Annotated in this window: 7 protein-coding genes; 1 reads left to right on the top strand and 6 read right to left on the bottom strand. The window is 72.7% G+C overall.

Going from position 1 to position 13465, the window contains the following annotated elements; all coding sequences use genetic code 11:
- Positions 1-6: 6 nt before the first annotated feature.
- The 6 genes from ACRWNP_RS10370 to ACRWNP_RS10345 form a co-directional block, all read right to left on the bottom strand.
- Positions 7-897, bottom strand: coding sequence for an alpha/beta fold hydrolase (locus tag ACRWNP_RS10370; RefSeq protein WP_431960777.1), 891 nt, complete (start codon positions 895-897; stop codon positions 7-9).
- Positions 898-945: 48 nt separating this feature from the next.
- Positions 946-1881 (bottom strand): DUF4231 domain-containing protein, encoded by a 936-nt coding sequence (locus tag ACRWNP_RS10365; RefSeq protein WP_431960776.1) that lies wholly within the window; start codon positions 1879-1881, stop codon positions 946-948.
- 131 nt (positions 1882-2012) lie between these two features.
- Positions 2013-4631, bottom strand: a complete 2619-nt coding sequence (gene glgB / locus ACRWNP_RS10360) for a 1,4-alpha-glucan branching enzyme (protein ID WP_431960774.1) — start codon at positions 4629-4631, stop codon at positions 2013-2015.
- Positions 4632-4668: 37 nt separating this feature from the next.
- Positions 4669-6246 (bottom strand): maltokinase N-terminal cap-like domain-containing protein, encoded by a 1578-nt coding sequence (locus tag ACRWNP_RS10355; RefSeq protein ID WP_431960773.1) that lies wholly within the window; start codon positions 6244-6246, stop codon positions 4669-4671.
- Between the two features lie 254 nt (positions 6247-6500).
- Positions 6501-8201, bottom strand: a complete 1701-nt coding sequence (treS, locus tag ACRWNP_RS10350) for a maltose alpha-D-glucosyltransferase (protein WP_431960772.1) — start codon at positions 8199-8201, stop codon at positions 6501-6503.
- A complete protein-coding gene (locus tag ACRWNP_RS10345; RefSeq protein ID WP_431960770.1) occupies positions 8198-10195 on the bottom strand; it encodes an alpha-1,4-glucan--maltose-1-phosphate maltosyltransferase in 1998 nt (665 codons plus the stop codon). Before ACRWNP_RS10345 ends, treS begins: the two co-directional genes overlap by 4 nt.
- A gap of 566 nt (positions 10196-10761) precedes the next feature.
- On the opposite strand from ACRWNP_RS10345, the gene glgP reads away from it, so the two are divergent.
- A complete protein-coding gene (gene glgP / locus ACRWNP_RS10340; protein ID WP_431960769.1) occupies positions 10762-13398 on the top strand; it encodes an alpha-glucan family phosphorylase in 2637 nt (878 codons plus the stop codon).
- The last annotated feature ends 67 nt before the right edge of the window (positions 13399-13465 follow it).

Below are 13465 nucleotides of genomic sequence, written 5' to 3'. Positions count from 1 at the left end.
CGGCGGTCAGGCCGGCACCGACCGTGCCTGACCGCCCCCGGCGGCCGCCCAGGCCAGCACCCGGGGCAGCACCGACAGGGCCGCGAAGTGCGCGGCCCCCGGCTGCACCACCATGGTCGCGCCGGGGATGTGCTCGGCCAGCCAGCGGGAGTGCGCCACCGGCGAGAACACGTCGTCCTCGCCGTGCCACAGCAGCACCGGCACCGCGATGCGGTCCAGGCCGAACCCCCAGCTCCGGTTGAACGCCAGCGTGTCGTCGATCCAGCCGTCGGCCGAGGTGCGCAGCGCCTCCGCGTAGGTGCGCAGCAGCATCGTGCGCAGACCCGCGTCCGCGATCACCCGCTGGTCCGGCTCGGGCATCTCCTCCCGGAGCACGGCGAGCAGGCTCGCCGGGTCGTCGCGGATGGTGCGGGAGCGCAGTTCCAGCCGGGCGGCGAGCCGCCGCTGCGCCGCGTCGGCGGTGGTGTGGTCACGGACGTTGGACCGGGTCATCCCCGCGTACCAGGCGAGCCCCCGCGCGTCCCGCGGCGCGAGCCCCACCAGCACCGCCACCCGCGTCACGCGGCCGGGCAGCAGGGCGGCGCACGCCAGCGAGTGCGGCCCGCCGCCCGAGCGGCCGACCACCGCGAACGCGTCCAGGCCCATGGCGTCGGCGATCGCCGCGACATCGGCGGCGGCGTCCGCGACCCGCCGGCCGGGCAGCCGCTCGGAACCGCCGTACCCGGGCCGGTCGAAGGAGATCAGCCGCACCCCCAGCCGGTACAGCACCGCGCTGCGCGGCACCGGACCGAGCCGGCTGCCGGGTGTGCCATGCAGCAGGAACACCGGCCTGCCCCGGGGATCGCCCCGGGTCTCCACCGCCAGTTCCCGCCCGTCACCCGCCCGCACCACACGCACCCGAGCGGCCCCCTCTCGTGTGTCCTTCGGCCCGTCCCCGTCCCGTCCTCACACGCGCATCTCGCGCCTCGCCTGCCAGGTGGTGTGCTCCCGGGACACCGCGTCCTCGGCGTCCCGGGTCAGCTGCGACCACAGGTGCTCGGCGTGCGGGTCGTCCAGGTCCAGCGACGCCAGCTGCACCCGGACCAGCTCCAGTTCGTCCGCCGCCACCCGGTACGCCGCCGCCAGCGGGCTGTACTGGCGCAGCTGCGCCCAGGCCGCGACCGAGGCCGTGATGGCCGAAACGAAGCCCAGGGTGTCGAAGGGGGACCAGCCGCCCGCCCGCAGAACCAGGAACAGGACGCCGAGCAGCGGGAACGCCATCGCCAGCCGTCCGGCCCGGCGCCCGTTCACCTCGCAGCGGGCCGCCTTCACCGTGTACCACTCGTGCTGCACCCGGATGCGTTCGCGCAGGTACACGTCCTGCCGCACACGCAACGGCGCGTCCCGCAGCCGCCGCATCGCGGGGGTGATGCCCGAGTCGACGTACGAGGGCACGGCCCTGCTGCTCCGGAAGGTGTGCAGGACGTCGCCGAGCTGCAGCCGGTACAGGGCGTCCGGGTCGCGTTCGTCGCCCGGTGGCGTGAACGGGTCGGCCCGCACCGAGTACTTCCAGGCGAGCGTCTTCATGGACTCCGCCAGCGCCCGCCCCTCGTACCAGAGCGCCTGCGGGTTCTGGCGGTGGATCACCCAGGTGGTCCACGCGGCGAGCGCGAAGAGGACGGCCGCGAGCCACGAGGCCCAGTGCAGGCGGCCCGCGGTGGCGTCGAACGAGCTGAAGACGGAGGCCGCGGTGAGCAGGCCGAGTTGCCGGCGCGACAGCCGTACGGTCAGCAACTGGCCGCGCAGTGACGCCCGGTCGGCGGCCCAGAACAGGTCCGGGAGCAACTCGCGTTCGCTCACCATCGGCAGCGGCCCCCCGTACTCGCCGAATCCCGCAGTCATCCCAGTATGGGCGTGGCGGGGACGGCCGCCCAGTAGGCGTCCGGCCGAACTCGCGCCGCGCCCCGCCGGGCGGGCCTGCCGTGACCTGACGTGGCGCAGGCGGGCCGCACCCGGCCTCCCGTGACGCCCGCTCAGGCGGGCCGCAGCCAGACCGTGGCCAGCGGCGGCAGCGTGAGCTGCACGCTCTGGCGCCGGCCGTTCCAGGCGACGGGCTCGGACTTCAGGGGTTCGGGGTTGGTGACGTCGCTCCCGCCGTATCCGGCGGCGTCGGTGTTGAGCACCTCCCGCAGGGCCTCCACCCCGTCCGGCACGCCGATCCGGTAGCGGTGCCTGACGACCGGTGAGAAGTTGCTGACCGCGACCAGCGGGTTCCCGTCGGCGTCCAGGCGTACGAAGGAGAAGACGTTGTCCTCGGCGGCGCCGCCGTCGAGCCAGGCGAAGCCGTCCGGGGTGGTGTCGCGCTGCCACAGCGCCGGCGTGGCACGGTAGAGGGTGTTGAGGTCCCGGACGAGGTCCCGCACGCCGCGGTGGTCGCCCGCCGCGGAGTAGGTCTCGTCCAGCAGCCACCAGTCCGGCCCGTGGTCGTGGGACCATTCGGCGCCCTGCGCGAACTCCTGTCCCATGAAGAGCAGTTGCTTGCCCGGGTGGGCCCACATGAAGCCCAGGTAGGCACGGTGGGTGGCGCGCTGCTGCCACCAGTCGCCGGGCATCTTGGCCACCAGCGCGCCCTTGCCGTGGACGACCTCGTCGTGCGAGATCGGCAGGACGTAGTTCTCGCTGTACGCGTACACCATCGAGAAGGTCATCTCGTTGTGGTGGTACTTGCGGTGCACCGGCTCGTGCTTGATGTACTCCAGCGAGTCGTGCATCCACCCCATGTTCCACTTGAGGCCGAAACCGAGACCGCCGAAGCCGGCCGGGCCGACGTGGTGGGTGGGCCGGGTGACGCCGTCCCAGGCGGTGGACTCCTCCGCGATGGTGACGACGCCGGGGCAGCGCCGGTAGACGGTCGCGTTCATCTCCTGCAGGAAGGCGACGGCGTCCAGGTCCTCGCGGCCGCCGTACGCGTTCGGCGCCCACTGGCCGTCCTCGCGCGAGTAGTCCAGGTAGAGCATCGAGGCGACCGCGTCCACCCGCAGCCCGTCGATGTGGAACTCCTCGCACCAGTAGACCGCGTTGGCCACCAGGAAGTTGCGGACCTCGGTGCGGCCGAAGTCGAACTCCAGCGTCCCCCAGTCGGGATGGTCCCCGCGCCAGGGGTGCTCGTAGAGGTTGGTGCCGTCGAAGTCCGCCAGCGCCCAGTCGTCCTTGGGGAAGTGGGCCGGCACCCAGTCCATGATGACGCCGATGCCCGCCCGGTGCAGCGCGTCCACCAGGTACCGGAAGTCGTCCGGGGTGCCCAGCCGGGCGGTCGGGGCGTAGTACGAGGTGACCTGGTAGCCCCACGAGCCGCCGAAGGGGTGCTCGGCGACCGGCATCAGCTCCACGTGCGTGAAACCCAGGTCCCGCACGTACGCCGGGAGCTGCTCGGCCAGTTCGCGGTACGACAGCCCCGGCCGCCACGAGGCGAGGTGCACCTCGTAGACCGAGAAGGGGGCCTCGTGCACCGGCAGGCGGCCGCGCGAGGCCATCCAGTCGGCGTCCTGCCACTCGTGGCGGGACGCGGTCACGATCGAGGCGGTGGCCGGCGGCTCCTCGGTGCGGCGGGCCATCGGGTCGGCCTTGAGCCGCCGCGCGCCGTCCGGGCCGCAGACCTCGAACTTGTAACGCTGCCCCTCACCGACCTCGGGCAGGAACAGCTCCCACACGCCGGAGGAGCCCAGCGAGCGCATCGGGAAGGCGGTGCCGTCCCAGCAGGTGAAGTCGCCGAGCACCCGCACCCCGCGGGCGTTGGGCGCCCACACGGTGAACCGGGTGCCGGTGACACCCTCGTGGGTCATCGGCTCGGCGCCGAGCACCTTCCACAGCTGCTCGTGCCGCCCCTCGCTGATGAGGTGCAGGTCGAACTCGCCGAGCGCCGGCAGGAAGCGGTACGGGTCGTGCACCTCTCGCTCGTCGCCGTCGTAGGTGACGGCCAGCCGGTACGCGGGGACCTCCGTCAGCGGCAGCACGCCGCTGAACAGCCCGTCGCCCTCGTGGTGCAGCACCGTCCGCGTCCCGCCGGTGAGGACGGCCACGCTCCGCGCGAACGGCCGCAGCGTCCGGAAGGCCAGGCCCTCCGCCACCCGGTGGACGCCGAGCAGCCCGTGCGGGTCGTGGTGGGCGCCGTCCAGCAGCCGCCGGAGCTCACCCGGGGCGAGCTCCGGGGCCGGCGGGACGTCGCCGGGCACGGTGCCCGCGGCGGGGGTGACCTCGGGCGCGGGCGGTGGTGCCTGGTGGCCGACCCCCGCGGGGCCCGCGGCGCGCGGCGCCGTGCCCGAGGCGGGCCGCCGCCCGGACCCGGTGGGGTCGTAGCCCCGCGCGACGGCCTCGGTCGACCCGGAGCCGTCCGCCGGCGGGCTCGCCGCGGCGGCCGGGCGGGCGCCCTTGGCCGCGGGTCGCGCGCCGGCGGCCTTTCCACCGCGTGCGGGCTTCGCGCCGGCTGCCTTCTGCGGCCGGGTGGCCGGGGCCGGCGGGGTCGGCGGGACTGCGGGGGGCGGCGGGGGTGCCGAGCCCTCGGACCCGGAGCCGCGTGCGGCACGTGCGGCGCGGGCCCTCCCGTTCCCGCCCGGGCCGGGGGTGGCGTCGGGGAACGGCTGGCGATCGGTCACGATCAGGTCCTCCTCGGATGGGCGTGGGGGCGCCCGGTCAGGGGGTGCGGCCGTGCGGCGGCTGCGCGAGGCGGCGCACCGCGGCCATGGGGATGGGGAGCCAGGCGGGCCGGTGCCTGGCCTCGTAGAGCACCTCGTAGACGGCCTTGTCGGTCTCGAAGGCGCGTATGACGACGGGCTCGTCCCTCGGATCGGACCCGGCGGCCTCCGCGTAGCCCGTGCAGAAGGCGGCGCGCTGCGTCTGCGCCCATTCGGGCGCCCCGGGGGCTGAGGGGTCGTGGTGCCGGGCGGCGTAGTCGAAGGAGCGCAGCATCCCGGCGACGTCCTGCACCGGGGGCGCGAGACGGCGGCGTTCGGGCAGCGGCCGGGCCGGCTCGCCCTCGAAGTCGATCAGCACCCATCCCCCGGAGTCCTTCGGACCCGGGGGCACCCCCATCCCGGAGTCCTTCGGACCCGGGGGCACCCCCATCCCGGAGTCCTTCGGACCCGGGGGCACCCCCATCCCGGAGTCCCGCGGTAGCGCCGGTGCGCCGGTCCGCAGGGCCTGCCCGAGGTGGAGGTCGCCGTGGACGCGCTGGGCGGCCAGGGTCGTGCCGCGTGTGCCGAGCGCGCCGAGGTCGTCGAAGGCGGCCCGCAGTGCCGCGCGGTACGGCCGCAGGGCGGGCACCGCCGCGGCGGCGGCGTCCAGCCGTCCGGTCATCGCGGCGGCGAGCAGTTCGATCTGCGGCCGGCGCAGGGTACTCGTGGGCAGGGCGCGCGCCAGCGCCAGGTGGACCTCGGCGGTCGCACGCCCCAGCGCGTGCGCCTCACCGGAGAAGTCGGTGCCGTACTCCACCGCCTGCAGGGCGAGTTCCCAGGCAGTGGCGGAACCTGGCAGGAAACGCTGCAGCACGCCGAGCGTGGCGGGCTCGTCGTACAGGCCCAGCGCCTCGAACCAGGCGGCGGGAGCCGCGACGCGCCGCGAGCCGGCCCGCGCGAGGGCGAGCGAGAGCTCCAGATCGGGATTGGGGCCGGGGGCGACCCGCCGGAACAGCTTGAGGATGAAGGCGTCACCGTAGATGACCGAGCTGTTGGACTGTTCCGCGGTGGACAGCCGCGGCGTCAGCCCCGCCTGGATCGCCGTGCCCGGCTCGGAGCCGAAGCGCAGGTGCCCGGTGCGGCCGGGGGCGCGCAGCCGCTCCAGCAGCAGGGACGTCAGACGTGGGTCGTGCAGCGCCTCGTAGATGGTGAGGCCGTCCAGTGGCCCGCCGACGGCGTGCCCGACGAGCGCGGGCGCGAGCGCGGGCGGCAGCAACGCCCTGGTGCCGAGCAGCAGCTGGTAGGTGTCGGCCGGTTGCCCCTGCCCGGCGCCGGGCGCCCGCTCCTGCACGTCCTGGTGGACGTCGAGCAGCAGATGGAGCAGTCCAGGGGTGCCCAGCCGGCCGTCGGCGGGCAGCAGCTCGGTGGCCGAGACCAGTCCGATGCCGCTGATCGGCCGCCCCTTTCCGGCGAACCACCGCTGCCGGGGCAGCCACTCCCGCAGCATCGGGACGAGCGCGGAGAGCAGTCCGGGCGCCGGGGGCACGGTGGTCCCCGACCGGACTGGGTAGGTGCGAAGCCACGAGGTGTCCGACATGACGTCCTTTCCTCGGGTGCCGGGCCTGACTGGTTCCCTAAGTGAAGGGGCGCGCTGCGGCGATGGTCCGACGAGTGGGACGTGTCGGACGAATATCATCCGAGCCGGTGGATCAATTGGCGTACTTGGCGTACGAGGGACAAGGGCCCGTACAGCATCCGATATGACGCTGGATCCGGCAGGGGGAGCCTGCCCCGGCGGCCCGGCACGAAACCGTGCCGGGCCGCCGGGTCGCCGTCACCCGGCGGGCCCGCCTACGCCGCGTCGCGGCGCAGCCGGAACCAGTAGAAACCGTGACCTGCGAGGGTGAGCAGGTAGGGCCATTCGCCGATGGCCGGGAAGCGCACCCCGCCGATCAGCTCGACGGGATGCCGGCCGGTGAAGGACCGCAGGTCGAGTTCGGTGGGCTGGGCGAAGCGCGAGAAGTTGTTGACGCACAGGACGAGGTCGTCCTTGTACTCGCGCAGGAAGGCCAGGACGGCCGGGTTGGTGGAGGGCAGTTCGGTGTACGAGCCCAGGCCGAAGGCCGGGTTCTGCTTGCGGATCTCGACCATCCGGCGGGTCCAGTGCAGCAGCGAGCTCGGGGAGCTCATCTGTGCCTCGACGTTGGTGACTTGGTAGCCGTAGACCGGGTCCATGATGGTCGGCAGGTAGAGCCGGCCCGGGTCGCAGGAGGAGAAACCCGCGTTGCGGTCCGGGGTCCACTGCATGGGCGTGCGCACCGCGTCGCGGTCACCGAGCCAGATGTTGTCCCCCATGCCGATCTCGTCGCCGTAGTAGAGGATCGGCGAACCCGGCAGGGAGAGCAGCAGGGCGGTGAAGAGTTCGATCTGGTTGCGGTCGTTGTCCAGCAGCGAGGAGAGCCGGCGCCGGATGCCGATGTTGGCCCGCATGCGCGGGTCCTTGGCGTACTCCGCGTACATGTAGTCGCGTTCTTCGTCCGTCACCATCTCGAGCGTCAGCTCGTCGTGGTTGCGCAGGAAGATGCCCCATTGGCAGTTGCGGGGGATGGCCGGGGTCTTGGCCAGGATCTCCGAGACCGGGTAGCGGGACTCCCGCCGCACCGCCATGAAGATGCGCGGCATGACCGGGAAGTGGAAGGCCATGTGGCACTCGTCGCCGCCCTTGGCGTAGTCGCCGAAGTAGTCGACCACGTCCTCGGGCCACTGGTTCGCCTCGGCGAGCAGCACCGTGTCGGGGTAGTGGGCGTCGATCTCCTCGCGCACCATCTTCAGGAAGCCGTGGGTGCGCGGCAGGTTCTCGCAGTTGGTGCCCTCCTCCTGGTACAGGTACGGCACCGCGTCCAGGCGGAAGCCGTCGATGCCGAGGTCCAGCCAGAAGCGCAGGGCGGCCAGGATCTCCTCCTGGACCTTGGGGTTCTCGTAGTTGAGGTCGGGCTGGTGCGAGAAGAAGCGGTGCCAGTAGTACTGCTTGCGCACCGGGTCGAAGGTCCAGTTGGAGCTCTCGGTGTCGACGAAGATGATGCGGGCGTCCTGGTACTGCTTGTCGTCGTCCGCCCAGACGTAGTAGTCGCCGTAGGGGCCGTCGGGATCCGTGCGGGACTGCTGGAACCAGTCGTGCTGGTCGCTGGTGTGGTTGACGACGAAGTCGATGATCACGCGCATCCCGCGCTGGTGGGCGGCGTCCACGAACTCCACGAAGTCGGCCAGGTCCCCGAACTCCGGCAGCACGGCCGTGTAGTCCGAGACGTCGTAGCCGCCGTCGCGCAGCGGCGAGGCGAAGAACGGCGGCAGCCACAGGCAGTCGATGCCGAGCCACTGCAGATAGTCCAGTTTGGCGGTGAGCCCCTTGAGGTCGCCGATGCCGTCGCCGTTGCTGTCCTGGAAGGACCGTACGAGCACTTCGTAGAAGACGGCCCGCTTGAACCAGTCGGGGTCCCGGTCCTTGGCCGGGGTGTCTTCGAACGTGTCAGGTACGGGTTCGTTGACGATCAAGTGGGTGACCCTCCTGTCGATGGAGTAGGTCGCAGGGTGAGGATGTGCGCGGGCGTACGGCCCGGCTCGAGGCGCACATAGTTGTCCCTGCCCCAGTGGTAGGTCTCGCCGGTGAGCTCGTCGCGCACCGGGGTGGACTCGTGCCATGCGAGGCCGAGTTCCGGCATGTTCAACGAGACGGTCGCCTCCTGGGTGTGGTGCGGGTCCAGGTTGACGACCACCAGTACGACATCGCTGCCGTCGCCCGAGCGCTTGGAGTACGCCAGCACCGCGTCGTTGTTCACGGGGTGGAAGCGCAGGTTGCGCAGCTGCTGGAGCGCGGGGTGGCGGCGTCGCAGCCGGTTCAAAGTGGTGAGCAGCGGAGCCAGCGAACGGCCTTCGGCCTCGGCTGCCGCCCAGTCACGGGGCCTCAGCTCGTACTTCTCCGAGTGTAGGTACTCTTCGCTTCCCTCGCGCACCGGCGCGTTCTCGCAGAGCTCATATCCGGCGTACACCCCCCAAGTGGGGGAAAGGGTCGCCGCCAGGACCGCACGCACCTCGAACGCCGGGCGGCCGCCGTGCTGCAGGTAGGCGTGGAGGATGTCCGGGGTGTTGACGAAGAAGTTCGGCCGCATGTAGCCCGCGGCCTCGCCGGACAGTTCCGTCAGGTATTCCGTCAGTTCCTGCTTGCCGTTACGCCAGGTGAAGTACGTGTACGACTGCTGGAAGCCGATCTGGGCAAGCGTGTGCATCATGGCCGGACGGGTGAACGCCTCCGCCAGGAAGATGACGTCGGGGTCGGTGCGGTTGATGTCGGCGATGACCTTCTCCCAGAAGACCACCGGCTTGGTGTGCGGGTTGTCGACCCGGAAGATCCGCACCCCGTGGTCCATCCAGTGCCGCAGCACCCGCTCGGTCTCCTGCACGATGCCGCCGAAGTCGGCGTCGAAGGCGATCGGGTAGATGTCCTGGTACTTCTTCGGCGGGTTCTCGGCGTACGCGATCGAGCCGTCCGCCCGGGTGGTGAACCATTCGGGGTGCTTGCCCACCCACGGGTGGTCCGGGGAGCACTGCAGCGCGAAGTCCAGCGCGATCTCCAGGCGCAGCTCACGGGCCCGCTCCACGAAGAAGTCGAAGTCCTCGATCGTCCCGAGGTCCGGGTGCACGGCGTCGTGGCCGCCCTCCGCCGAGCCGATCGCCCAGGGCGAGCCCACGTCGTGCGGACCGGCGTCGAGCGTGTTGTCCGGTCCCTTGCGGAACGCTGCGCCGATCGGGTGGACGGGCGGCAGGTAGACCACGTCGAAGCCCATCGCGGCGATCGCCGGCAGCCGCTCGGCGGCCGTGCGGAAGGTGCCGGACTTCGGTGGTCGCCGGCCCGTGGGGTCCACCACGGCGCCCTCGGACCGGGGGAACATCTCGTACCAGGACCCGAACAGCGCCCGCTGACGCTCCACCTGGAGGGCCGCCGGCCGAGAGGCGCTCACCAGGTCGCGCAGCGGGTGCCGGTCGAGCACCGCCACCACGTCGGGCGCGAGGGCGGCGGCGTGCCGCTCGGCGGGTGTGCGGGAGGTGTCGCGCAGCGTGTCGACCAGGGCCAGCACCACGGCCCGGCCGTCCTTCTTCGGTACCCCGGCGGCCGCGCGCTCGTGCAGGCCGGCCCCCTCGGCGAGGACCAGTTCGGTGTCGATGCCCGCGGGGACCTTGATGCCCGCGTGGTGCCGCCAGGTGGCCACCGGGTCGCTCCAGGCCTCCACCGTGTACGTCCAGCGGCCCTCCGCGGTGGGCGTCACCTCGGCGCCCCACCGGTCGGTGCCGGGGGCGAGTTCGCGCATGGGGATCCGTGGCCCGGAGCGTCCCGCGGGGCTGCGCAGGACCACGTTCGCCGCCACCGCGTCATGTCCCTCCCGGAACACCGTGGCGGTGACCTGGAAGGTCTCGCCGACCACCGCCTTGGCGGGGCGGCGGCCGCAGTCGACCAACGGGCGGACGTCCAGGACGGGGATACGACCGATCATTGCGCCTCACCTGTTTGTGCGGGTGGCCGGACGGGTACCTTCCGCTCTTTTTATCTGCTCCTTCGGATGCCTGCCTGTGGGCATGACCGCTCCTGTCCGCGTTCACTCGAGTGGGCGGATACCAGTTGTGTGTGGGAGGGTTCGGCGCCGCGTCGCGCATGGGTGAGCCTGCCCATTGGATGACGGTCGAATACTCCCCGGGAAGGGGTACTGGCGCGTAAGTTGCGCGCCGGGCGGCCCAGGCGGCGCCCGGACGCGCACAACCGGCCACCGTCCGGCGGGTGGGCGCGCGCGGCCTCCGGGGCGCCGGGCCGCCTCCTGCGCTCCGGTCCTGGCCGCCCTTCGTAGGCCCCGCGGTGCGCTCCGGCCGGGCGGCGTGCTGCGGCTGTCGTAGCCGCCGCCCGACACGCTGACGAGTCGTCCGCGGTGCCGTGCGCGGGGGTGCCGGGACGTCCGGGGCCTACCGGTACGCCAGGGCACGCCTGCCGCGTGGCGCCGCCCGGCCGCGGGGTGTTGGGACCCTGGTTGTCACCACCGCGCCGAAAGATGCCGCTACCGTCGGAGATGTGAAGGCTATTCGTCGATTCACCGTGCGAACCGTCCTGCCCGAACCACTACGTCCCCTGGGGGAGCTCGCGCAGAATCTGCGCTGGTCCTGGCACAACGAGACCCGTGAGCTGTTCCGGTCCGTCGATCCCGAGGGCTGGAGAGCGGCGGCCGGCGACCCGGTGCGGCTGCTCGGCGCGGTCTCGAAGGACCGGCTGAACGCCCTCGCCAAGGACCGCAGGTTCCTGCGCCGGCTCGGCACCGCCGTCGAGGACCTCCACGACTACCTCGGCAACCCGCGCTGGTACCAGGGCGCCGCCGAGGCAGGCGAACTCCCCTCCTCCGTCGCCTACTTCTCGCCGGAGTTCGGCATCACCGCGGCGCTTCCGCAGTACTCCGGCGGACTCGGCATCCTGGCCGGCGACCACCTGAAGGCCGCCAGCGACCTGGGCGTGCCGCTGATCGGTGTCGGCCTGCTCTACCGGCACGGCTACTTCCGCCAGTCCCTGTCCCGGGACGGCTGGCAGCAGGAGCACTACCCGGTGCTCGACCCCAACGAGCTGCCGTTGTCGCTGCTGCGGGACGAGGACGGCGCCCCCGTCCTGATCGCTCTGGACCTCCCCGGCGGACGCGGCCTGCGCGCCCACGTGTGGCTGGCCCGGGTCGGCCGGGTCCCGCTGCTGCTGCTCGACTCCGACGTCGAGGAGAACCACCCGGGCGAACGGGACGTCACCGACCGCCTCTACGGCGGCGGCAGCGAGCACCGGCTGCTCCAGGAGATGCTGCTCGGCATCGGCGGCGTCCGTGCCGTGCGTACCTACTGCGCGCTGACCGGGCACCCGGCGCCCGAGGTCTTCCACACCAACGAGGGGCACGCGGGCCTCCTGGGACTGGAACGCATCCGCGAGCTCGCGGCCGACGGAGAAGGGCTGGATTTCGACTCCGCGTTGGAGGCCGTGCGGGCCGGCACGGTGTTCACCACCCACACCCCGGTACCGGCCGGCATCGACCGCTTCGACCGCGAGCTGGTCGCCCGGCACCTCGGCGACGGCGGCGAGCTGCGGGGCGTGGACGTCCAGCGGGTGCTGGAGCTGGGGATGGAGACCTACCCCGGCGGCGACCCCAACGTCTTCAACATGGCCGTGATGGGGCTGCGGCTGGCGCAGCGCGCCAACGGCGTGTCCACCCTGCACGGCGGCGTCAGCCGGGAGATGTTCGCCGGGCTGTGGCCGGGCTTCGACCCGGAGGAGGTGCCGATCACCTCCATCACCAACGGTGTGCACGCCCCCACCTGGGTCGCGCCCGAGGTGTTCCGGCTCGGCGCCCGGCAGGCCGGCGCCCGGAACGCCGAGGACGCGATGACCACCGGGCTCGCCGACACCTGGGAGAGCGTCTTCCGCATCCCCGACGCCGCGATCTGGGAGCTCCGCCGGGAGCTGCGGGAACAGCTGGTGCGGGAGGTGCGCCGCAGGGTGCGCGCCTCCTGGCGGCAGCGCGGCGCCGGCTCGGCCGAGCTGGGCTGGGTCGACGACGTCCTCGACCCCGATGTGCTGACCATCGGCTTCGCCCGCCGGGTCCCGTCGTACAAGCGGCTCACCCTGATGCTGCGCGACCAGGACCGGCTGATGGAACTGCTGCTGCACCCTGCCCGGCCGATCCAGATCGTCGTCGCGGGCAAGGCGCACCCGGCCGACGACAGCGGCAAGCGGCTGGTGCAGGAACTGGTGCGCTTCGCCGACGACCCCAGGGTGCGGCACCGCATCGTCTTCCTCCCGGACTACGACATGGCCATGGCCCAGCACCTCTACCCCGGGTGCGACGTCTGGCTGAACAACCCCCTGCGGCCGCTGGAGGCCTGCGGTACCTCCGGCATGAAGGCCGCGCTGAACGGCTGCCTCAACCTGTCCGTCCTGGACGGCTGGTGGGACGAGTGGTTCGACGGCAACAACGGGTGGGCGATCCCCACCGCCGACGGCTTCGGCGCGGCCGGCGACCCCGACCGCCGCGACGACATCGAGGCCGCCGCCCTCTACGACCTGATCGAGGACCAGGTCGCGCCCCGGTTCTACGACCGCGGAGCGCAGGGCCTGCCGGTCCGCTGGATCGAGATGGTCCGGCACACCCTGAGCACCCTGGGGCCGAAGGTGCTCGCCGGGCGCATGGTGCGCGAGTACGTGACCCGGCTGTACGCGCCCGCCGCCCGCGCCCACCGCCTCGCCGGGAGCGGGGAGTCGGTCGAACTCGCCGCGTGGAAGCGGCGGGTGCGCGAGCAGTGGCCCATGGTCGGTGTCGACCACGTGGAGACCGGTGCCTCGGTCGGCGGCTCGCCGGAGCTCGGGTCCACGCTCACCCTGCGCGTCCAGGTGTCCCTCGGCGGCCTGGAGCCCGGGGACGTGGACGTCCAGGTGGTGTCCGGACGCGTCGACGACTCCGACCGGATCGCCGACCCGACGGTGGTCTCCCTCAAACCGGGCGGCCGGCCGGACCTGGAGGGCCGCTGGCTCTACGAGGGCCCGCTCACCCTCGACCGCACCGGCCCCTTCGGCTACACCGTCCGTGTCCTGCCGATGCACCGGCTGCTCGCCTCGGTCGCCGAGCTGGGGCTGATCGCGGTGCCGCCGGAGGCCGCGGGGATGACGGCCGGCGTGCTGCGCTGAGCCGACGCCCGAGGGAACGGGACCGGGCCCCGGCCGTCGCTGTCGACGGCCGGGGCCCGGCGTTCGC

Origin of the sequence: Actinacidiphila sp. bgisy160, assembly GCF_965342435.1 — a bacterium.
Classification (GTDB): Bacteria; Actinomycetota; Actinomycetes; order Streptomycetales; family Streptomycetaceae; genus Actinacidiphila.
This window is presented reverse-complemented; position numbering and strand designations above follow the sequence as displayed.